19 protein-coding genes, 1 other RNA gene and 1 pseudogene are annotated in these 21786 nt (G+C 61.2%); 13 read left to right on the top strand and 8 right to left on the bottom strand.

Annotation, left to right across the window (positions count from 1 at the left end; all coding sequences use genetic code 11):
* Nucleotides 1-21: 21 nt before the first annotated feature.
* From F8N96_RS16275 to F8N96_RS16260, 4 genes are all read right to left on the bottom strand, one after another.
* Nucleotides 22-627: a 5-formyltetrahydrofolate cyclo-ligase gene (locus tag F8N96_RS16275; RefSeq protein WP_150798656.1), complete on the bottom strand. Its 606-nt coding sequence runs from the start codon at nucleotides 625-627 to the stop codon at nucleotides 22-24.
* Between the two features lie 85 nt (nucleotides 628-712).
* A non-coding RNA gene (gene ssrS / locus F8N96_RS16270) (6S RNA) lies at nucleotides 713-891 on the bottom strand.
* Between the two features lie 30 nt (nucleotides 892-921).
* On the bottom strand, nucleotides 922-1239 hold the full coding sequence (locus tag F8N96_RS16265) for a cell division protein ZapA (RefSeq protein WP_150798655.1): 318 nt from the start codon (nucleotides 1237-1239) through the stop codon (nucleotides 922-924).
* A complete protein-coding gene (locus F8N96_RS16260; RefSeq protein ID WP_003177365.1) occupies nucleotides 1236-1445 on the bottom strand; it encodes a TIGR02449 family protein in 210 nt (69 codons plus the stop codon). Before F8N96_RS16260 ends, F8N96_RS16265 begins: the two co-directional genes overlap by 4 nt.
* A gap of 196 nt (nucleotides 1446-1641) precedes the next feature.
* On the opposite strand from F8N96_RS16260, the gene F8N96_RS16250 reads away from it, so the two are divergent.
* The 10 genes and pseudogenes from F8N96_RS16250 (at nucleotide 1642) to gcvP (ending at nucleotide 13807) form a co-directional block, all read left to right on the top strand.
* Entirely contained in the window at nucleotides 1642-2202 is a 561-nt protein-coding gene (locus F8N96_RS16250) for a YecA family protein (protein WP_150747905.1), read from the top strand.
* A 27-nt stretch (nucleotides 2203-2229) separates the two neighbouring features.
* Nucleotides 2230-3564: a Xaa-Pro aminopeptidase gene (pepP, locus tag F8N96_RS16245; RefSeq protein WP_150798654.1), complete on the top strand. Its 1335-nt coding sequence runs from the start codon at nucleotides 2230-2232 to the stop codon at nucleotides 3562-3564.
* Nucleotides 3561-4748: a 2-octaprenyl-6-methoxyphenyl hydroxylase gene (gene ubiH / locus F8N96_RS16240; protein WP_150798653.1), complete on the top strand. Its 1188-nt coding sequence runs from the start codon at nucleotides 3561-3563 to the stop codon at nucleotides 4746-4748. The genes pepP and ubiH overlap by 4 nt, the downstream gene beginning before the upstream one ends.
* Nucleotides 4744-4848, top strand: a pseudogene (locus F8N96_RS35415) (tetrameric acyl-CoA thioesterase); the annotation flags it as partial. The gene ubiH and the pseudogene F8N96_RS35415, both read left to right, overlap by 5 nt.
* A gap of 9 nt (nucleotides 4849-4857) precedes the next feature.
* Entirely contained in the window at nucleotides 4858-6075 is a 1218-nt protein-coding gene (locus F8N96_RS16230) for a 2-octaprenyl-3-methyl-6-methoxy-1,4-benzoquinol hydroxylase (RefSeq protein ID WP_191630678.1), read from the top strand.
* 249 nt (nucleotides 6076-6324) lie between these two features.
* Entirely contained in the window at nucleotides 6325-7329 is a 1005-nt protein-coding gene (locus F8N96_RS16225; protein WP_150765623.1) for an extracellular solute-binding protein, read from the top strand.
* Between the two features lie 81 nt (nucleotides 7330-7410).
* On the top strand, nucleotides 7411-9027 hold the full coding sequence (locus F8N96_RS16220; protein ID WP_150798651.1) for an ABC transporter permease: 1617 nt from the start codon (nucleotides 7411-7413) through the stop codon (nucleotides 9025-9027).
* A gap of 148 nt (nucleotides 9028-9175) precedes the next feature.
* Entirely contained in the window at nucleotides 9176-10258 is a 1083-nt protein-coding gene (gene gcvT, locus F8N96_RS16215) for a glycine cleavage system aminomethyltransferase GcvT (protein ID WP_150798650.1), read from the top strand.
* Between the two features lie 50 nt (nucleotides 10259-10308).
* Nucleotides 10309-10692 carry a glycine cleavage system protein GcvH gene (gcvH, locus tag F8N96_RS16210; protein ID WP_150798649.1) on the top strand — a complete coding sequence of 128 codons (384 nt, stop codon included), beginning with the start codon at nucleotides 10309-10311 and terminating at the stop codon, nucleotides 10690-10692.
* A 241-nt stretch (nucleotides 10693-10933) separates the two neighbouring features.
* Nucleotides 10934-13807, top strand: coding sequence for an aminomethyl-transferring glycine dehydrogenase (gene gcvP / locus F8N96_RS16200; protein WP_150798647.1), 2874 nt, complete (start codon nucleotides 10934-10936; stop codon nucleotides 13805-13807).
* A 170-nt stretch (nucleotides 13808-13977) separates the two neighbouring features.
* Here the strand turns inward: gcvP and F8N96_RS16195 are convergent, their stop codons facing one another.
* From F8N96_RS16195 to F8N96_RS16185, 3 genes are all read right to left on the bottom strand, one after another.
* A complete protein-coding gene (locus F8N96_RS16195) occupies nucleotides 13978-14295 on the bottom strand; it encodes a DUF2388 domain-containing protein (protein WP_150798646.1) in 318 nt (105 codons plus the stop codon).
* An 82-nt stretch (nucleotides 14296-14377) separates the two neighbouring features.
* Nucleotides 14378-16162 carry a GspE/PulE family protein gene (locus F8N96_RS16190; protein WP_150798645.1) on the bottom strand — a complete coding sequence of 595 codons (1785 nt, stop codon included), beginning with the start codon at nucleotides 16160-16162 and terminating at the stop codon, nucleotides 14378-14380.
* Between the two features lie 90 nt (nucleotides 16163-16252).
* Nucleotides 16253-16591: a hypothetical protein gene (locus tag F8N96_RS16185; protein WP_150798644.1), complete on the bottom strand. Its 339-nt coding sequence runs from the start codon at nucleotides 16589-16591 to the stop codon at nucleotides 16253-16255.
* A 126-nt stretch (nucleotides 16592-16717) separates the two neighbouring features.
* Between F8N96_RS16185 and F8N96_RS16180 the strand changes: the two genes are divergently transcribed.
* The gene (locus F8N96_RS16180; protein WP_150798643.1) at nucleotides 16718-17182 is read left to right on the top strand and encodes an Lrp/AsnC family transcriptional regulator; all 465 of its coding nucleotides are present in this window, start codon (nucleotides 16718-16720) and stop codon (nucleotides 17180-17182) included.
* Nucleotides 17183-17294: 112 nt separating this feature from the next.
* On the opposite strand, the gene F8N96_RS16175 is transcribed toward F8N96_RS16180, so the two are convergent.
* On the bottom strand, nucleotides 17295-18662 hold the full coding sequence (locus F8N96_RS16175) for an inorganic triphosphatase (protein ID WP_150798642.1): 1368 nt from the start codon (nucleotides 18660-18662) through the stop codon (nucleotides 17295-17297).
* 174 nt (nucleotides 18663-18836) lie between these two features.
* Here F8N96_RS16175 and argE point away from each other — a divergent pair, with 174 nt between their 5' ends.
* Both argE and argA read left to right on the top strand, forming a co-directional pair.
* Nucleotides 18837-19997, top strand: a complete 1161-nt coding sequence (gene argE / locus F8N96_RS16170) for an acetylornithine deacetylase (protein ID WP_150798641.1) — start codon at nucleotides 18837-18839, stop codon at nucleotides 19995-19997.
* Nucleotides 19998-20238: 241 nt separating this feature from the next.
* Nucleotides 20239-21537: an amino-acid N-acetyltransferase gene (gene argA, locus F8N96_RS16165; protein WP_150798640.1), complete on the top strand. Its 1299-nt coding sequence runs from the start codon at nucleotides 20239-20241 to the stop codon at nucleotides 21535-21537.
* Nucleotides 21538-21786: the final 249 nt, after the last annotated feature.

Genomic DNA, 21786 nt, shown 5'->3' with positions numbered 1-21786 from the left:
CGCCGCTGATCGCAGTGGCGTCTAGCCTGCGTAATACCAGGCCTTGTCCGTCACCGTTCCCTGCAACGGCACATCCCAGCTCGCTTGAGCCAATCGTTCTACCTTCTGACATTCATGGGCCAGCCCCAACAACGTCGGCTTGCGCCAGTTTTTGCGCCGCGCCAGGTACGCCAGGCTACGATCGTAGAAGCCGCCGCCCATGCCCAGGCGTCCGCCGACATCGTCAAACCCGACCAATGGCAGCAGCACCAGGTCCAGCGCCCAGACCTTGCGTTGCCGGGCGAGGTTATGGCGGGGTTCGAGAATGCGAAAACGATTGGGTTTGAGCTTTTCGCCAGGGCGAATTCGCTGGAACACCATTTTGGTTCGCGGCCAGGCACTGAGCACCGGCAAATAGGTGACCTTGCCTCGGCGTTGCGCGGCACGCAGCAGCACACTGGGATCGATTTCACCGTCGGTGGGCAGGTACAGGGAGATGTGTTTGGCGCGTCGGAACAAAGGCTGTTGGGCCATTTGCTTGTACAGCCCGCGAGCAGCCTGGCGCTGTTGACTGGGGGTCAATGCGCGGCGGGCCTTGCGCAGCATGCGTCGAAGTTGCGGGCGGGGCAGCAGCGCAGGTTCGGTCATGAATTCCGGCTTCGGCAGGGCGAGTACGTAAAGCGTACCCGTAAAAAAGCCGATGCCGGTATCTAAACCGGCATCGACAGGAATCAGGCTCCCCGGATGAACCGCTGCTGACTTAGCCCTTGAACCCGAAAGTTCAAGGTGGAAGATGCAGTAGGCTTTAAGGCTTTCCGTCTAGCGGACATGCACACCAGCCCAACGTGCAACCTCCAGGGTAGTGCGAATCGGCTCAGGGACGTGGTCAACTGGCAAGCACCCCAGGGAGTGATGCGAGTATACCTCAACCGGTGAGACGAATCAGCCCTTGGTAGCATCGGGATCGGTGGCGAGCACCAGATCGACGCGATCCAGCAGATCGCGAACCTGCTCTCGGGTCGAACCGCCGGCCTGCACATCCGGTCGTTCTTCCTTGTGCAGGAGATCGTGGGTGATGTTCAGCGCGGCCATCACGGCGATGCGATCGGCGCCGATGACTTTGCCGCTGCTGCGGATTTCGCGCATTTTGCCGTCCAGGTAGCGGGCGGCGCTCACCAGGTTGCTGCGCTCTTCCTGGGGGCAGATGATCGAATATTCTTTATCGAGGATCTGCACGGTAACGCTATTGCTTGAACTCATGAGTCTTGCTCCAGGGCCTTGAGGCGCGAAATCATCGATTCGACCTTACGCCGGGCGATTTCATTTTTTTCAATGAGGTGCGCGCGTTCCTCGCGCCAGGTCTTTTCCTGAGCTAATAGGAGTCCGTTTTGACTCTTAAGTTGCTCGACTCGGTCAATTAGCAACTCAAGTCTAGCCATCAGCGCTTGCAGGTCGGTGTCTTCCATTGTCTTCACTGTCTGATGGGTATTGGACTGTAGCAGCGAGCTTGCTCGCGATGAACCCGAGAACGCCGTGGGGTGTCAGGCACCCAGCGTTTTCGTTGGCGACCATCGCGAGCAAGCTCGCTCCTACAGGGGTAGTCGATGTAGGATACAAGGCCTTCATTCTAGACATAGCGCCGTCTGGCGCCTAGCTGCCCATATGCCCATTCAGAATTCCCCGTACCAAGCCTTCGCCACCCTGCTGACTTCCAGTGGTCATAACGTCTCGCCTGCCGAACTGCATGGCCTGCTGCTCGGCCGCAGTTGCGCCGGTGCCGGTTTCGATGTCGAAGGCTGGCTGATCGATGCTGCCGAACTGCTGGAAAACGAGCCGCAGGATAATGTCCGCAACGCCCTGATCGGCTTGCAGGAGATGGTCAAAGGCGAGCTCACTGGCGACGACGTGACCGTCGTTTTGCTGCTGCCGACCGACGACGAGCCGCTGGCTGACCGTGCCGCTGCACTGGGCCAATGGTGCCAGGGCTTCCTCAGTGGTTTCGGCTTGAACTGCCGTGACAGCAGCATGTTGAGCACCGAGGCTACCGAAGTGTTGCAGGATCTGGCGGCCATTTCTCAGGTGCAAGACGCCCTGGAAGAGTCCGACGACGGCGAGAGCGACTACATGGAAGTCATGGAATACCTGCGCGTCGCGCCGCTGCTGCTGTTCACCGAGACCAAAAAGCCGGACGCACCGGCTGCCGCCAAACCGTCTTTGCACTAATCGCGAGCCAGGAATAGCCATCTGCCCATGATTCATATCCCGAAATCGGAATACAGCCGTCGCCGCAAGGCCCTGATGGCGCAGATGGTACCCAACAGCATCGCCATCCTGCCCGCCGCCGCAGTAGCCATCCGCAACCGCGACGTCGAGCACGTCTACCGTCAGGACAGCGATTTCCAGTACCTCAGCGGTTTCCCCGAGCCGCAGGCCGTCATTGTGCTGATGCCCGGTCGCGAACATGGCGAATACGTGCTGTTCTGCCGTGAACGCAATGCCGAACGAGAGCTGTGGGATGGCCTGCGTGCCGGCCAGGAAGGCGCGATCCGTGACTTCGGCGCCGACGACGCCTTTCCCATCACCGACATCGACGACATTCTGCCGGGCCTGATCGAAGGTCGCGACCGGGTGTATTCGGCCATGGGCAGCAATCCGGAATTCGATCGGCACCTGATGGACTGGATCAACGTGATCCGCTCAAAAGCGCACCTCGGCGCCCAGCCGCCGAACGAATTCGTTGCCCTGGATCATCTGCTGCACGACATGCGCCTGTATAAGTCGGCGGCAGAAGTGAAGGTGATGCGCGAGGCCGCTCGAATTTCCGCCCAGGCCCACATCCGCGCGATGCAGGCCAGCCGGGCCGGGCTGCATGAGTTCAGCCTCGAAGCCGAGCTCGACTACGCGTTCCGCAAAGGCGGGGCAAAAATGCCGGCCTACGGTTCGATCGTCGCCTCGGGGCGCAACAGCTGCATCTTGCACTACCAGCAGAATGACGCGGTGCTCAAGGACGGCGATCTGGTGCTGATCGATGCCGGCTGCGAGATCGATTGCTATGCCAGCGACATCACCCGCACCTGGCCGGTCAACGGCAAGTATTCACCAGAGCAGAGGGCGATCTACGAATTGGTGCTGGCGGCTCAGGAAGCCGCCTTTGCCGAGATCGCCCCGGACAAACACTGGAACCAGGCCCACGAAGCCACGGTCCGGGTGATTACCGCGGGGCTGGTGACGCTGGGCCTGTTGCACGGTGAGGTCGATGAATTGATCGCCCGCGAAGCCCATAAAGCTTTTTACATGCACCGCGCCGGCCACTGGTTGGGCATGGATGTGCACGACGTCGGCGAGTACAAAGTCGGCGGTGAATGGCGCGTGCTGGAAGTCGGCATGGCGCTGACCGTGGAACCGGGCATCTACATTGCCCCGGACAACCAGAACGTAGCGAAAAAATGGCGCGGCATTGGCGTGCGCATCGAGGACGATGTAGTGGTCACCAAAACCGGCTGTGAAATCCTGAGCCATGGCGTGCCGAAAACGGTCGCCGAGATCGAGGCCTTGATGGCGGCCGCACGGACACAAGCGGCATGAGTCGAGTCAATGTGGCAATCATCGGTGGCGGCCTGGTCGGCGCCAGCCTGGCGTTGGCCTTGCAGGCCGGGGCCAAGGCCCGTGGCTGGAAGATCGTGCTGATCGAGCCCTTTGCTCCTGGCGACACCTACCAGCCGAGCTACGATGCCCGTTCTTCGGCGCTGTCGTACGGCGCTCGGCAGATTTATCAACGGCTGGGCGTGTGGCAGGAAATTTCCCGCCGCGCCGAGCCGATCAAGCAGATTCATGTCTCCGACCGCGGACGGTTCTCCACCGCGCGCCTGTCGGCGATGGAAGAGGGCGTACCGGCGCTGGGCTATGTGGTGGAAAACGCCTGGCTCGGCCAATGCCTCTGGCAAGGCCTGGACAAGGACGTGATCAGTTGGCGTTGCCCGGCGGAGGTCACGCGCATGGAGCCGTTGACCGATGGCTATCGCCTGGTCCTCAACGATGAAACCATCCTGGAATGCGACCTTGCGGTGCTCGCCGATGGCGGCCGCTCCGGTCTGCGCGAGCAATTGGGGATCGGCATCAAGACCCGTCCCTATCACCAGAGCGCGCTGATCGCCAACGTCACGCCAAGTGAAGCGCACAACGGCATGGCCTTCGAGCGCTTCACCGATGAGGGGCCGATGGCGTTGTTGCCATTGCCGGACAACCGCTGCGCGTTGATCTGGACCCGTCTGGGCATGGGCGCGCAACGGCTGGCGGCGCTTGATGAGCGAAGTTTCCTCAGCGAGTTGCAGGGCGTGTTCGGTTACCGTCTCGGGACCTTGAAGCAGGTTGGCGTACGGCATCTGTATCCGTTGTCATTGATCGAGGCCGAAGAGCAGGTGCGTGCGCATCTGGCGATTCTGGGCAATGCCGCTCACAGCCTGCACCCGATTGCAGGGCAAGGTTTCAATTTGTCCCTGCGCGATGCCCAGGCCTTGGCCGAAGCGCTGCTGAGCAGTGAAAGCCCGCCCGGCAACTTCGCCACCCTGCAGGGCTACCGGGAACGCCAGCGTCTGGATCAGAGTCTGACCGTGGGCTTCTCCGATCAGGTCACCCGCTTGTTCGGCAGCACTCAGCCGCTGATTTCCCTGGGCCGCAATATCGGCCTGCTCGGTCTTGATCTGCTGCCACCGGCCAAGCGCTGGTTCGCGCGGCAGGCCATGGGGCTGGGTACGCGTCCTGATGCTTAAGCAGTTGCAACTCGATATTCACGACGGCTGCGGCACTCTGGTGGCGCGGGCCGAGAAAACCCTTTACGTGCGGCTCAAGCCGCAAGCGAGACAGGCTTAAAGCATGGAAATGCGCGCAGATCTGCTGATTGTCGGGGCCGGAATGGTTGGCAGCGCCCTGGCGCTGGCGTTGCAGGACAGCGGGCTGGAAGTCTTGCTGCTGGACGGCAGCCCGATGAGCGTCAAACCTTTTGACGCACAGGCTCCGTTCGAGCCGCGGGTGAGCGCGTTGTCGATCGCCAGCCAGCGGATTCTCGATCGCCTGGGCGTCTGGGATGGCATTGCCGATCGGCGCAGCAGTCCTTACACCGACATGCATGTCTGGGACGGCAGCGGCACCGGGCAGATCCATTTCTCGGCGACCAGCGTGCATGCGCAAGTGCTCGGGCATATCGTCGAGAACCGCGTGGTGCAGGATGCCTTGCTCGACCGTCTGCACGACTGTGATCTGGGGATGCTGGCCAATGCGCGCCTGGAGCAGATGCGCCGCTCCGGCGACGACTGGCTGCTGACGCTGGCCGATGGCCGCACCTTGCGCGCGCCGTTGGTGATTGCCGCCGATGGTGCCAACTCGGCAGTGCGGCGCCTGGCCGGCGTGGCGACCCGTGAGTGGGATTACCTGCACCACGCGATCGTGACCAGCGTGCGCAGCGCCGAACCTCATCAAATGACCGCCTGGCAGCGTTTCACCGATGACGGTCCATTGGCCTTTCTGCCGCTGGAGCGTGACGGTCGGCAGGACTGGTGCTCGATCGTGTGGTCGACCACGCCGAGCGAGGCCGAACGCCTGATGGCGCTGGACGACGCCGGTTTCTGCAAGGAACTGGAGCGCGCCTTCGAAGGTCGGCTTGGCACGGTGCTCAGCGCCGATCCGCGACTATGCGTGCCGCTGCGTCAGCGCCACGCCAAGCGCTATGTGGCTGAAGGCCTGGCGTTGATCGGCGATGCGGCCCACACCATCCACCCATTGGCCGGGCAGGGGGTGAACCTCGGTTTCCTCGATGCCGCCGTGCTGGCCGAAGTGCTGCTGCAGGCGGCTGCCCGTGGCGAGCGATTGGCGGATGTGAAAGTGCTGAGTCGTTATGAGCGTCGGCGCATGCCGCACAACCTGGCGTTGATGGCGGCGATGGAAGGTTTTGAGCGCTTGTTCCAGGCCGATCCGCTGCCGGTGCGCTGGTTGCGTAATACAGGGTTGAAGATGGTTGACCAGATGCCGGAGGCCAAGGCGTTGTTTGTGCGTGAGGCGTTGGGGTTGATCGGGGATCTGCCGGCGTTGGCCAAGGCCTGACATCTTAATTGATGCTGATGGCCCCTTCGCGGGCAAGCCCGCTCCCACAGGGGATCGATGTTGTTCACACATAATGCATCCACACTGTAGATCCCTGTGGGAGCGGGCTTGCTCGCGAAGGCGTCGGCACATCCACTACAAATCTCAAACTGTGCAACATCTGGTAACTCCTCTAGCAACTGTTCGATTGAGAAGGTAAATGTGAGTCCTTATCATTTGCCTCACTTCTTCAATCGAGAGACCGCCCCCATGTTGGCACCCAAGCGTCTATTGACCGCACTGGCCCTGACCCTGATCGGCAGCACCCTTGCCCAGGCCGCCGACGAAGTGGTGGTCTACTCCTCGCGTATCGACGAGCTGATCAAGCCAGTGTTCGATGCCTACACCGCGAAAACCGGCGTGCAGGTGAAGTTCATCACCGACAAGGAAGCGCCGCTGATGCAGCGGATCAAGGCCGAGGGCGAGAATGCCACCGCCGACCTGCTGCTGACCGTCGATGCCGGCAACCTCTGGCAGGCCGAGCAGATGGGTATCCTGCAGCCCTTCACGTCGAAAACCATCGACGCCAACATCCCGTTGCAATATCGCTCCTCCGCCCATGCCTGGACGGGCCTGAGCCTGCGGGCGCGGACCATCGCTTATTCCACCGATCGGGTGAAACCCGGCGAGCTGACCACCTACGAAGGTCTGGCCGACAAGAATTGGGAAGGTCGCCTGTGCCTGCGCACGGCGAAGAAGGTCTACAACCAGTCTCTGACCGCCACCATGATCGAAGTCCACGGTGCCGACAAAACCGAGAAGATCCTCAAGGGCTGGGTCAACAACCTGTCCACCGACGTGTTCTCCGATGACGTCGCGGTGCTGGAAGCGATCAACGCGGGCCAGTGCGACGTCGGCATCGTCAACACCTACTACTATGGCCGCCTGCACAAGCAGAAGCCTGACCTGGCGGTGAAGCTGTTCTGGCCGAACCAGGGCGACCGTGGCGTGCACGTCAACCTGTCGGGCATCGGCCTGACCAAACATGCTCCGCACCCGGAAGCGGCCAAGGCGCTGGTCGAGTGGATGACCACGCCTGAGGCGCAGAAGATCTTCGCCGACGTGAACCAGGAATTCCCGGCCAACCCTGCCGTGCAGCCCTCCGCTGAAGTGGCGAGCTGGGGCAAGTTCGTCGCCGATACCTTGCCTGTGGAAATTGCCGGCAAGCGTCAGGCTGAAGCGATTCGCATGATGGATCGGGCTGGCTGGAACTGACTCCACCGTTATACTGCGCGCTTTTGCGACTGATCGTGCCCACGCAGAGCGTGGGCACGATCATTTAAACGAGAGCTTTCCTTGGCCCACCCCGCCCAACGCCGCTGGTATCCCCTGGTCTTCGCCATCGCTGCGCTGGTCCTGCTGCCCCTCAGCGTCTTGCTGTTGTCATGGCAAACCATCGACCAACAGATCTGGTCCCACCTCTGGGATACCCAGATGTCGCGCCTGTTGGGCAATACCCTGACATTGGTCCTCGGCGTCGGTGTCGGCGTAACGGTGCTGGGTGTGAGCCTGGCCTGGCTTACCAGCCTCTGCGAATTTCCCGGCCGGCGCTGGCTGGACTGGGCCTTGATGTTGCCGTTCGCGATCCCCGCTTATGTGTTGGCATTCGTTTTTGTGGGGCTGCTGGATTTTGCAGGCCCGGTGCAAACCCTGCTGCGCGAATGGTTCGGCAGCGCAATGAGATTGCCGCGGGTTCGCTCCACCGGCGGGGTGATCCTGGTACTGGTGCTGGTTTTCTATCCCTATGTGTACCTGTTGGCGCGGACCGCGTTCCTGGCCCAGGGCAAAGGCTTGATGGAAGCGGCACGGGTTCTGGGGCAATCGCCATGGCAGGCGTTCTGGCGGGTGGCCCTGCCGATGGCTCGCCCGGCCATCGGTGCGGGCGTGGCGTTGGCGCTGATGGAAACCCTGGCGGATTTCGGCGCCGTGTCGGTGTTCAACTTCGACACGTTCACCACCGCCATCTACAAAACCTGGTACGGCTTTTTCAGCCTTTCGACCGCCGCGCAACTGGCCAGCCTGCTGTTGCTGGTGGTGATGGTCGTGTTGTACGGCGAGCGTCGCGCCCGCGGGGCGAATCGGGCGAGCAACGAGCGGCCTCGGGTCAAGGCGTTGTATCACCTGCATGGCTTCAAAGCGCTGGCTGCCATGAGTTGGTGCGGCCTGGTCTTCGCCTGTGCCTTCGTGATTCCGATGCTGCAACTGGTGGTGTGGTTCTGGCAGCGCGGGCGCTTCGATCTGGATGAGCGTTACGCCGGGCTGATCGTCCATACCTTGTACCTGGGTGGCATGGCGGCGCTGATCACCGTCGCTGTCGCCCTGGTGCTGGCGTTTGCCCGCAGGCTGGCACCGACCCGGGCGATACGTTCCGGTGTCAGCCTTGCCAACCTCGGCTACGCCTTGCCCGGTTCGGTGCTGGCCGTGTCGATCATGCTGGCGTTCAGTTACCTGGATCGCGAGTTGGTGATCCCGTTCTCTAACTGGCTCGGTGGCGCCGGTAAACCCTTGCTGCTCGGCAGCCTGTCGGCCTTATTGCTGGCCTATCTGGTGCGGTTCATCGCCGTCGCCTACGGGCCGCTGGAAAGCAGCCTGGCGCGAATACGGCCATCTTTGCCCGAAGCGGCACGTAGCCTGGGCGTAAGTGGGCCTCGACTGTTTTTCAAAGTGTATCTGCCGTTATTGTTGCCTGGCACCTTGAGCGCCGCGTTGCTGGTGTTCGTCGACGTGCTCAAGGAAATGCCTGCAACCCTGCTGATGCGACCGTTTGGCTGGGACACGCTGGCGGTGCGCATCTTCGAAATGACCAGCGAAGGGGAGTGGGCGAGGGCGTCGTTGCCAGCGCTGACACTGGTCCTGGTCGGCTTGTTACCGGTCATCGGATTGATAAGACGTTCAGCGCATCAAAACAGCTAGGTGTCAGTCCTACACCTTGAGGCTACAATGCGCGGCATTCGGTGCGGTCCGTCCTACGGACCCGGTAGCTGAAATCGGCTGAAAGCCTTTTATTTCAAGGCCGTGCAGCACCGGCCCGCACCTTCGCCACGCCCGGAAGGAGAAACCCATGGGACAGCGTACGCCTCTGTATGACCTTCATCTCGCCCTCGGCGCGAAGATGGTCGATTTTGGCGGTTGGGATATGCCTCTGCATTACGGCTCGCAGGTCGAGGAGCACCATCAGGTGCGCCGCGATTGCGGGGTTTTCGATGTATCCCACATGACCGTGATCGATGTCGGCGGCCCCCAGGCGAAGGCCTGGCTCCAGCATTTGCTGGCCAATGACGTCGAGCGTCTGCACAGCCCTGGCCGTGCCTTGTACAGCACCATGCTCAATGAGCGCGGGGGCATCGTCGACGACATGATCGTCTATCGCCTCGAGGACGGTTATCGGCTGGTGGTCAATGCCTCCACCCGTAATCAGGACCTGGTCTGGATGCAGGCCCACCTCGGCAGCTACGACGTGCAACTCAATGAGCGCTCGGAGTTGGCGATGCTGGCCATTCAAGGTCCTCAGGCCCGACAAAAAATCGCCGAACTGGTGACTCAGTCTCGCGGCAACCTGATCCAGCTGCTCCAGCCTTTCGAAGGCCAGCCCGACGGTGACTGGTTCATCGCCCGCACCGGTTACACCGGTGAAGACGGTCTGGAAATCATTTTGCCGGCCGACCAGGCCCCAGGATTCTTCAACGATCTGGTGGGTGCGGGCATTTCCCCCGTCGGCCTCGGCGCGCGGGATACCTTGCGTGTCGAAGCGGGTATGAACCTTTACGGTCAGGACATCCATCAAGACGTTTCGCCGCTGGCCTCCAACATGGCCTGGAGCATTGCCTGGGAGCCGGCCACACGTCAGTTCATCGGGCGCACGGCCCTGGAAGCCGAGCGGGCTAGTGGTGTACAGCATAAACTGGTCGGTCTGGTCCTTGAGGAGCGTGGGGTTTTGCGCGCTCATCAGGTGGTTCGCATCGCCAATGTTGGCGAAGGGGAGATCACCAGTGGTAGTTTCTCTCCTACGCTAAGCAAGTCGATAGCACTGGCGCGCGTGCCGATGGCCACTGCCGACCGCGCTGAAGTGGAAATCCGTGGCAAGTGGTACCCGGTCCGAGTGGTCAAACCGACCTTCGTACGCCATGGCAAAACCCTGATCTAACCTTTTATGGCGGGCAACGACCGCTGACATTTTTCTTGAGGACACAGAATATGAGCGATATCCCTGCCGACCTGCGTTTTGCCGAAAGTCACGAATGGGCCCGAGTAGAAGCCGATGGCACCGTTACCGTGGGCATCAGCGATCACGCTCAGGAAGCCTTGGGCGATGTGGTATTCGTTGAGCTGACCGAAGTCGGCACAGTCTTCGCTGCCGGTGATCAGTCCGGTGTGGTGGAGTCGGTTAAAGCTGCATCCGATATCTACTCTCCGGTTGCCGGTGAAGTGATCGCGGTCAACGAAGAGCTGAGCGCTACCCCGGAACTGCTCAACTCCGATCCGTATGGTGCGTGGATCTTCAAGCTCAAGCCAGGCAACGCCGGCGATCTGGACAAGCTGCTCGATGCGGCTGGCTATAAGGCCGCCATCGGCGAGTAAGCGCTCAGCGTCATCCCCAAAGCCCCGACTCGTCGGGGCTTTTTATTATCTGCCGGATAGCCCCCTGTAGGAGCTGGCTTGCCAGCGAAAGCGGTGGGTCAGTTAATACATGTGTCGACTGACACACCGCTTTCGCTGGCAAGCCAGCTCCTACAGGACAGGGTTCGCTGTCGGCAGTGGCTGCTATGCTGGTTTGACCGTGTTGCATCGACGTTGAGCGCCAGTCAAGAGAGAGCCCGTCATGTCCCAGTTGCCGTCCTTGAGCCAGTTACGCGACCCCAATGCCTTTCTTCGCCGCCACCTCGGCCCCGATGCCGCCGAGCAGCAGGCCATGCTCGACAGCCTCGGCCTCGGCAGCCGGGTCGAGCTGATCGAGCAGACGGTGCCGCCGGGAATCCGCCTGAACCGGGCGCTGGACCTGCCCCCCGCCCTCGACGAAGAAGCCGCGCTGGCCAAGCTTCGGGGTTACGCCGAGCAGAACCAGGTCTGGACCAGCCTGATCGGCATGGGCTACCACGGCACCCTCACGCCGCCTGTCATTGTGCGCAACGTGCTGGAAAATCCCGGCTGGTACACCGCCTACACGCCCTATCAACCGGAGATCGCCCAAGGGCGGCTCGAAGCGCTGCTGAATTTCCAGCAATTGACCATCGACCTCACGGGCCTGGAACTGGCCAACGCCTCGCTGCTGGATGAAGCCACCGCAGCGGCGGAAGCCATGGCACTGGCCAAGCGTGTCGCCAAGTCCAGGAGCAATCTGTTCTTCGTTGACGAAAACTGTCATCCGCAGACGATTTCCGTGGTGCAGACCCGTGCCGAAGGTTTCGGTTTCGAATTGGTCATCGACGCTGTGGATAACTTGAAACAACACCAGGTGTTCGGCGCGCTGCTGCAATACCCCGATACCCATGGCGAAATCCGCGATCTGCGACCCTTGATCGATCACCTGCATGCCCAGCAGGCCCTGGCCTGTGTCGCCACCGACCTGCTGAGCCTGCTGTTGCTGACCCCGCCAGGGGAATTGGGCGCCGACGTGGTGTTCGGCTCATCCCAGCGTTTCGGCGTGCCCATGGGCTACGGCGGGCCTCACGCGGCGTTTTTTGCCAGTCGCGAGGAATACAAGCGGGCGATTCCCGGGCGGATCATCGGCGTGTCGAAAGATGCTCGCGGCAACGTCGCGTTGCGCATGGCCCTGCAAACCCGCGAGCAACACATCCGCCGGGAGAAGGCCAATTCGAACATCTGCACTGCCCAGGTGCTGCTGGCCAACATCGCCAGTTGCTACGCGGTCTACCACGGTCCGGAAGGGCTGAAACGGATTGCTCAGCGGGTTCATCGGCTGACCTGCATCCTCGCCGAGGGCCTTGCGCGACATGGCATCACCCGCCTCAACCAACATTTTTTCGACACACTGACCCTGGAGGTCGGCGGCACTCAGACTGCAATCATCGAAAGCGCCCAGGCAGCGCAGATCAACTTGCGCATTCTCGGGCGCGGGCAGTTGGGTCTGAGCCTCGATGAAACCTCTGACGAGAGCACCGTGGCGAAGTTGTTCGATGTATTCCTAGGTGCCGATCATGGGCTCAGCGTCGACGAACTGGACGCCGAAACCCTGGCTTGCGGCATTCCTGACGGGCTGTTGCGCACCTCACCTTATTTGCGTCACCCGGTGTTCAGCGCACACCACAGCGAAACAGAGATGCTGCGTTACCTCAAACAATTGGAAAACAAAGACCTGGCGCTCAATCAATCGATGATCCCGCTCGGCTCCTGCACCATGAAACTCAATGCCACCAGCGAGATGATCCCCATCACCTGGCCACAATTCGCCAACCTGCACCCCTTTGTGCCGAAAGAGCAGGCGGTCGGTTATTCGCTGATGATCGAGGAGCTGGAACGCTGGCTCTGTGCGATCACCGGTTTCGATGCGATCTGCATGCAACCCAACTCCGGTGCCCAGGGCGAGTACGCCGGGTTGCTGGCGATCCGCAAATATCATGAAAGCCGCCATCAGGGGGCGCGGGATATCTGCCTGATCCCGTCCTCGGCCCATGGCACCAACCCGGCCTCGGCGCAGATGGCCGGGATGCGGGTGGTGATCGTCGAGTGCGACGAGGCGGGTAACGTCGATCTGAATGACCTGAAACAAAAAGCCGCTGCCGCCTCGGACAAACTCGCCTGCCTGATGGCGACTTATCCTTCGACCCACGGCGTGTACGAGGAAGGCATCAGCGAAATCTGTGAAGTGATCCACAGCCACGGCGGCCAGGTGTACATGGATGGCGCCAACCTCAATGCGCAGGTCGGGCTCGCCCGACCTGCGGACATTGGCGCCGATGTGTCCCACATGAACCTGCACAAGACCTTCTGCATTCCTCACGGTGGCGGCGGACCGGGCATGGGCCCGATTGGTGTGCGCGCGCATCTGGCGCCGTTCGTGGCCAATCACCCGGTGGTACCGATCGAAGGGCCGTTGCCGGAGAACGGCGCCGTCAGCGCGGCGCCCTGGGGCAGCGCGAGCATTCTGCCGATCAGCTGGATGTACATCGCCATGATGGGCCCGCAACTGGCGGATGCCAGCGAGGTGGCGATCCTCGCCGCGAATTACCTGGCGCAGCATTTGTCCGGCGCATTTGCGGTGCTCTATACCGGACGCAACGAACGGGTGGCCCACGAATGCATCCTCGACCTGCGACCGCTCAAAGCGTTGACCGGGATCAGTGAAGAGGACGTGGCCAAGCGCCTGATGGATTACGGCTTCCACGCGCCGACCATGTCGTTCCCGGTGCCGGGGACATTGATGGTCGAACCGACCGAGAGTGAATCGAAGGCCGAGCTGGACCGCTTTATCGCAGCGATGCTGAGCATCCGCGCGGAAATCAATGAGGTGCAGAACGGCAACTGGTCGGCCGAAGATAACCCGCTGAAACGCTCGCCGCACACCTTGGCTGACATCACCGGGGTGTGGGAGCGGCCTTACAGCATTGAGCAGGCGGTGACGCCGGATGCGCACACCAAGGCGCACAAGTATTGGCCGGCGGTGAATCGGGTGGACAACGTTTATGGCGATCGCAATCTGTATTGTGCGTGTGTGCCGGTGGACGAATACCGCTGAAACACATACGCCCCCCTGTAGGAGCTGGCTTGCCAGCGAAAGCGGTGTATCAGTCAATGAAGATGTTGAATGATAAATCGCCTTCGCTGGCAAGCCAGCTCCTACAGGGGTTTTGTGTTGGGCAAAAAAATGCCGCTCATGGGAGCGGCATTTTTGTTCAGCCGTAAGGCTTATTCCGACGCGACCGCATTCTTCGTCAGAATCGCATTGGCCAATTCCATGTCCGAGGCCTGCAGGCCAGGGTTGTCGGCGCGGACCTTCTGCATCGCCGCTTCCAGATACGGGCCGCGGATGCCGCCGTCGCTGGCAACGAAGCTGCCGGCATCGTCCTGGGCGGCAACGATCAGCTTGTGATCCTTGAAGGTCAGGTACGTCGAGCCGGTGGTCGCACCGGAAGAGATGACGTTACGCCAAAAGCTATCGGCCATCGCCGAACCTACAGGAAGGGACAGCAATGCGATGGTAGCGACAGCAAGTTTGAGACGCATATTGGGTGACTCCACTGGGTTAACTAGCGGATTTGATTGCCAATCACCCTGTCGAGTTCCATCACGCCCTTTTTCCTCCCGGTTATTTCTGTTCACTCTGGGGCGTCACCCGCAGCACTTCTTCGATCGTGGTCAAACCTGCCGCGACTTTCTGCGCCCCGGACAGCCGCAAACTGCGCATGCCTTCCTTGAAGGCCTGACGCCGTACCGCCATCAGATCAGTGTCGGGATTGATCAGCGCCTTGACCCCGTCAGTCAGCTGCATGATTTCGTAAACCCCGGCCCGCCCGCGATAGCCGGTGTCGCGGCAATCCAGACAGCCGATGGCGCGTTGGGCGTTGCCGGGTAATGGTGCTTGCCAGGGTCTGGTCAGGGTTTGCCAGTCTTCTTCACTCAATGTCAGTGGCGCCTTGCAGTGCGGGCACAAGGTGCGGACCAGCCGCTGGGCCATGACGCCGAGCACGGTGGCCTTGATCAGGTAATGGGGCACGCCGAGTTCCAGCAGACGGCTGATGGCGCTGGGCGCATCGTTGGTGTGCAACGTCGAGAGCACCAAATGACCGGTAAGGGCCGCCTGGATCGCCATTTCTGCGGTTTCCAGATCGCGGATCTCGCCGATCATGATGATGTCCGGGTCCTGCCGCATCAGTGCGCGCACCCCGGCGGCGAACGTCAGGTCAATGTTGTGCTGGACCTGCATCTGGTTGAAGGCCGGTTCGACCATTTCGATCGGGTCTTCGATGGTGCAGAGGTTGACCTCCGGCGTCGCCAGTTTCTTGAGGGTGGTGTAGAGCGTGGTGGTTTTGCCCGAACCGGTCGGCCCGGTCACCAGAATGATGCCGTTGGGCTGGCTCGTCATGTCCTTCCAGCGGCGCAGGTCCTCGACTGAAAACCCAAGCTGGTCGAAATCCTTGAGCAACACTTCCGGGTCGAAGATCCGCATGACCATTTTTTCGCCAAACGCGGTCGGCAAGGTCGACAGACGCAGCTCGACTTCACCGCCATCCGGGGTCTTGGTTTTCACCCGACCGTCCTGGGGTTTGCGTTTTTCCGCGACGTTCATTCGCCCCAGGCTCTTCAGGCGGCTGACGATGGCCATGGTCACCTGCGGCGGGAACTGATAGACGTTGTGCAGCACGCCGTCGATGCGAAAGCGCACCGTGCCTTGCTCGCGCCGGGGTTCGATGTGGATATCGCTGGCCCGCTGCTGGAACGCGTACTGGAACAGCCAGTCGACGATATTGACGATATGCGCATCGTTGGCGTCCGGTTCCTGGTCACTGGCGCCGAGGTTGAGCAACTGTTCGAAGTTGCCCAGGGTGCTCGTTTGCTGGTCGGCATTGGTCGCGCCGCTGACCGATTTGGCCAGGCGGAAGAACTCCACGCTGAAGCGCTGGATGTCCACCGGGTTGGCCACCACGCGCTTGATGGGCAGTTTCAGCACGTGGGTCAGGTCCGCTTCCCAGCCGTTGACGTAAGGCTGGGCGCTGGCCACGGTCACCGCGTCTCGGTCGATGGAGACGGCGAGAATCTTGTGGCGCTGGGCGAAGGCATAGGACATCAGCGGAGTGATGGCCGCGACGTTGATTTTCAGCGGATCGATCCGCAAGTAAGGCTGGCCGGCCTGCTGCGACAGCCACAGGGTCAGGCTTTCCAGATCCAGGTGTTTGCCGGGACGGCTCAGGTCTTCCAGGTGCTGGCTGGCGATGAATTCCAACGGGTGGATCTGGCCATTGGCGGCGTGACGGCGTCGGGCATTGAGCGCGTGCTCGGCCGAATCCTGGCTGATAAAGCCTTGGGCAACCAACTCGCGCAGTACCTCATTGAGATCCAGCCAGCGGTCCTGAATGGCAAGTTGAACGGACATGCGGGCTCCTCGTGAACAACAGTTCGCCAAGAATAGTCGCGGACCCGCAGACCGTTGGGCCACTACCCGACGAAGCCGTGTCAGGTTTTTTCAGCCTGCCGCCTGTGCCGCGCAAGCCCACGCAGAATCAGCCACGTGCAGATCCACCGAGCAGACGCTGATCAGGTTACGCAGTTTTTCCGCGATCACCTGGGCACGGTGCCCACTCAGACCGTCAATGACGATGTCGATCGACAGCAGATCGTCCCTGCGCAGCACGTTGACCTGTTGCGGCGTCAGGCACTGCAAGGCGAACAGGTTGAGCGCCCTGCACAGCAGATCCGGCTCGGCTTCGGCCAGTAATCGATAGTGCACGCGGCAGTGAGTGTTGCTGACGTTCCAGACATCGGCACGGGTGGGCGGGGTAGATACAGCTTCCAGATGCGGCATGGTCGGACTCCAAAATCACTGGAGGAATTTTTACATTCGTTAACCGGCATTTCTTATCTATGATTGGGCTTATAGCCGATTTTGCGAATAATCCAATTCGTAAACAGATCAATTACGGGTTTATCCATGCACAGCCAGCTGGACAGTTACGACCGCAAGATTCTCGCGTTGCTGCAAGAGGACGCTTCACTGTCCAGCGCGCAGATCGCCGAACAGGTGGGACTGTCGCAGTCGCCATGCTGGCGGCGGATTCAGCGGATGAAGGAGGAGGGGATCATTCGCGGCCAGGTCACCTTGCTCGATCGCAAGAAGATCGGTCTCAATACGCAGATCTTTGCCGAAGTCAAACTCAACGCCCACGGACGTTCGAACTTCACCGGCTTCACCGAGGCGATTCGGGGTTTTCCCGAAGTGCTGGAGTGTTATGTGCTGATGGGGTCGGTGGATTTCATGCTGCGGATCGTCACGGCGGATATCGAGGCGTATGAGCGCTTCTTCTTCGAAAAGCTGTCGATGGTGCCGGGGATTCAGGAGGTCAATTCGATTGTGGCGTTGTCGGAGATCAAGTCCACCACGAGTTTGCCGGTCTAGGGTTTTGTGGTGAATGTGCGGGTCTCTTCGCTGGCAAGCCAGCTCCTACAGGATTCGGTGATCCCCTGTAGGAGCTGGCTTGTCGGATCGCCGCACCGCAGCGAAGGCGGACTTACAGGCGCAGAAGCATCTTCCAGGCACGATTTTGATATACCGCAATCGCCTGCTGCTTACGCGCATCCAGCGATTCATCGGTAATCGGCTCGTTGGCCAGTTGCGCCAGTAGCTTCAGCTCGCCATACAGGCGATCCATTTCCGGAATGTCCAACACACCACGGGCATGGTGCAACCAGGCCTGGATGCGCTCGATACGCGGCAGTTGTTCGGCCAGATCTTCTGGCTGCTGCTGATAACGCTGCAATTGCAGGGAAGTCGCTTCTTCGCCCAGCAGGCGCGGCAACCAGCTGCCCAGCTGCGCAGCGCCCTGGCGATTGCCGCGCACGTTGCGATCGGCCGCCCAGGTGCGGGCCAGCAACCAGCGCGAGGTGTTCAGGGAGAACAGGCCCCAGCGCGGATCTTCCAGTTCTTCGAGAAACTGCTCGGGTGCTGCCTTGCGCACGTCTTCGTCGTCCAGACCGGCTTGCACCAATGGGCGCCAGTCTTCCAGCAACGCATCCAGCGCGATCCGCAGGTCGTGCGTCGACTGACGCGGAGCGGCTTGACCCAGGCTGCTGAGCAGCGCGCGCAGTTCTGCGAGGTTCTCGACCCAGTCTTGCAACAGACGCCAGTGACCATTGAAGCGATACTGCTCGGCCAGGCGCTGGCTGCTGCCGAGCAAGTGCCAGCTCAGTGCGGCAAACGCGTCGTCCAGCGGGGTTTCGGCGTTGATCTGCGGTGCCGGCAGGCTCAACGAGTAGCTGTGGGCGTCGTACAGGCGATAACCGCGCTCGGCCTTGCTGATGTCACATGGCATCAGGGGCAGGGTCGCGGCCAGTTCGGCGGCCAGTTCCAGCAGTGCGGACGGCTCGCCTTCGCGCAGTTCCAGCTCCAGCTCGCAGATTTCTTCTTTCTGCTTGCCGACGATGACGTGGCCCAGGTCCAGCGCGGCTTCGATGACCACTTTGGTCTTGCCGCGGCCCCAGGCGATTTCAGCGCGTTCGCGAACGAAATCGGTGGTGAAGATCGGCTTCAGGGTTTTCTTGTCAAGCGTGGCCAACTCTTCAGGCCAGCATTCGCCGTCGAGTTTTTTCACGTCGAGCTTGGCTTTGGGCAGGTTCCAGTCGTATTCATTACGCTCGGACAGACCGGCAATGCTTTGGCCGCGGGTCTTGAGGGTCTGAATCACTTCTTCGCCATCGCGGCGCAGGCGCAGGGCAACCTTGGCGCGGGCCAGGTCGCGCTCAGGCGTGTCGAAGTACTGGTTCATCAGTTCACGGCGTTCCCAGCCACTTTTGTTGCGTTTTTTCAGGAGCGGGTGCTCGCGCAGGGCGGCGAGGGTTTCGCGGCTGACGCGGAGTTTGATTTCGGTTTCTTTCTGCATGGCCGGAAAATCCAGGATCGGGAGCGCAGCCGGAAGAATGTGTGGCTGCCAAGGTCGTGCAGTGTACAGGACTGGTCGAAGATAGGGTCTGTTGACCCTACCCGTGCCGCGACGGTTTATTCCTGTCGCCAGATGGTTCTATGATGGACTTCAATCCGGGAGTTGGAGTCAGCGATGCCTTTGCCATCCATGAAAGATCAGTTCGCTGCGCTGATTGCTGCACCGTCCGTCAGCTGTACCCAGGCCAGCCTCGATCAAAGCAACCGTGCGGTGATCGACTTGCTGGCGACGTGGTTGGGCGATCTGGGGTTTGCCTGTGATATCCAGCAGGTCAGCCCCGGCAAATTCAATCTGCTGGCCAGTTTCGGTTCCGGTCCCGGAGGCCTGGTCCTTGCCGGTCACAGTGACACCGTGCCCTACGACGCCGCGCTGTGGCAAACCGATCCGCTGAAGCTGACCGAAGTCGACGGTCGCTGGGTCGGGCTGGGCAGTTGCGACATGAAGGGCTTTTTCGCCCTGGTCATCGAAGCGGTCATTCCGCTGCTCGAGCAACCGTTCAAACAGCCGCTGCTGATTCTCGCCACCTGTGATGAAGAAAGCTCGATGTCCGGGGCGCGAGCCCTGGCCGAAGCCGGGCGCCCCCTGGGCCGTGCCGCAGTGATCGGCGAGCCGACCGGGCTGAAGCCGATCCGCATGCACAAAGGCATCATGATGGAGCGCATCGATATCCTCGGCCAGAGCGGTCACTCCTCGGACCCACGCCTGGGCCACAGCGCCCTCGAAGCCATGCACGATGCCATCGGCGAACTGCGCGGGCTGCGTCTGTTGTGGCAGCGTGAATTCCGTAACCCGCAGTTCAGTGTGCCGCAGCCGACCATGAACTTCGGTTGCATTCATGGCGGCGACAACCCCAACCGCATTTGCGGCCAGTGCTCGCTGGAGTTCGATCTGCGGCCATTGCCGGGCATGGACCCCAAGGTCTTGCGTGCGGAGATTCTGCAGAAGCTCAGGCCCATTGCCGAGCGGCATCAGGTGAAGATCGACTACGCGCCGCTGTTTCCCGAAGTGCCACCCTTCGAGCAGGCCGAGGATGCGGAATTGGTCCGGGTTGCGCAAAAGCTCACAGGTCATCTCGCCGAAGCAGTGGCATTCGGCACCGAAGCGCCTTATCTTCAACGCCTTGGCTGCGAAACACTGGTGCTCGGCCCTGGCGATATCGCCTGCGCCCACCAACCGGGGGAATACCTCGAAATGTCACGTTTGCAGCCTACGGTGCATCTATTACGTCAACTGATTGAACATTACTGCCTGATGCCGGCCAAAACCCCTTTGTAGGAGCGAGCTTGCTCGCGATGGACGTTAACGATGACGGGGGCTGCCTGAATGTATGCGGCGCTCTCCCGTCCTTCGCGAGCAAGCTCGCTCCTACAGGGGCGGTTAAATTGCCAGGGTTCCAACCCGTATTCATGAGGAGAGCGCGCGTGTCGCCCAGCCTGTTCCGACGATAACCATCAGCCCGCTGTGCATTTTCTGTTTCGCCCATTTTTTGGCTGCTATTTATAACAGGCCCAGGTTCATGCCCGAATACGTCAATTGGCTTCGTCACGCTTCGCCCTACATCAACGCCCACCGCGATTGCACCTTTGTCGTCATGCTCCCTGGCGACGGCGTGGAGCACCCGAACTTCGGCAATATCGTCCACGACCTGGTGCTGTTGCACAGCCTGGGCGTGCGACTGGTGCTGGTGCATGGTTCCCGTCCGCAAATCGAAACCCGCCTGGCCACCCGCGGCCTGACCCCGCATTACCACCACGGCATGCGCATCACCGATGCCGCGACCCTGGAATGCGTGATCGATGCGGTCGGCCAGTTGCGCATCGCCATCGAAGCGCGGTTGTCGATGGACATGGCTTCTTCGCCGATGCAGGGCTCGCGCCTGCGGGTGGCCAGCGGCAACCTGGTGACGGCGCGGCCGATCGGCGTGCTGGAAGGCGTCGACTATCACCACACCGGTGAGGTGCGTCGGGTCGATCGCAAGGGCATCAATCGCCTGTTGGACGAGCGCTCCATCGTGCTGCTGTCGCCGTTGGGCTACTCGCCGACCGGTGAGATTTTCAACCTCGCCTGCGAAGACGTCGCCACCCGCGCGGCCATCGACTTGGGTGCAGACAAGCTGCTGCTGTTCGGTGCCGACCTGGGCTTGATCGATGAAAACGGTCGCCTGGTTCGCGAGTTGCGTCCTCAACAGGTACCGGCGCATTTGCAGCGGTTGGGCAACAACTATCAGGGCGAACTGCTGGATGCGGCCGCCGAGGCCTGTCGCGGTGGCGTCGCCCGCAGCCATATCGTCAGCTATGTCGAAGACGGCGCGTTGCTCACCGAACTCTTCACTCGCGACGGTGGCGGTACGCTGGTGGCGCAGGAGCAATTCGAAGTTGTGCGCGAAGCGGCCATCGAAGATGTCGGTGGGCTGCTGGATCTGATCAGTCCGCTGGAAGAGCAGGGGATTCTGGTACGCCGCTCCCGCGAGGTGCTGGAGCGTGAAATCGAGCAGTTCAGCGTGGTCGAACGCGAAGGCATGATCATCGCCTGTGCGGCGCTGTATCAGATTGCCGATTCGGATGCCGGGGAGCTGGCCTGTCTGGCGGTGAACCCGGAGTATCGCCATGGCGGGCGCGGCGATGAGTTGCTGGAACGGATCGAAGTCCGCGCTCGGGCGCAGGGGCTGAAAACCTTGTTCGTACTGACTACCCGCACTGCTCACTGGTTTCGCGAGCGGGGTTTTGTGCCGAGCAGTGTCGAGCGTCTGCCGTCGGCCCGCGCATCGTTGTACAACTATCAGCGTAACTCGAAGATCTTCGAAAAAGCCCTCTGAAGGGCCCGCCCCATCCTCGACACGCCCCCTGTAGGAGCTGGCTTGCCAGCGAAGGCGGCGTGTCAGGCGACATCCATATTGAATGTGATGGCCTCTTCGCTGGCAAGCCAGCTCCTACAGGGGCGCGTCGTTCCTGCACAAACCTGCGCTGACATTCGGCGAATAATCCGGTAGCACTCTCTCGACCTCGCCTGGTGACTAGCCGACGGCGAGGTTCGTGCATGGGCTGTCAAAAAAAACCAAGCGATA

It is taken from the genome of Pseudomonas fluorescens (assembly GCF_902497855.1).
Taxonomy (GTDB): domain Bacteria; phylum Pseudomonadota; class Gammaproteobacteria; order Pseudomonadales; family Pseudomonadaceae; genus Aquipseudomonas; species Aquipseudomonas fluorescens_BI.
Note: the sequence above shows the minus strand (reverse complement) of the source record. Positions and strands in the feature narration are given on the sequence as shown.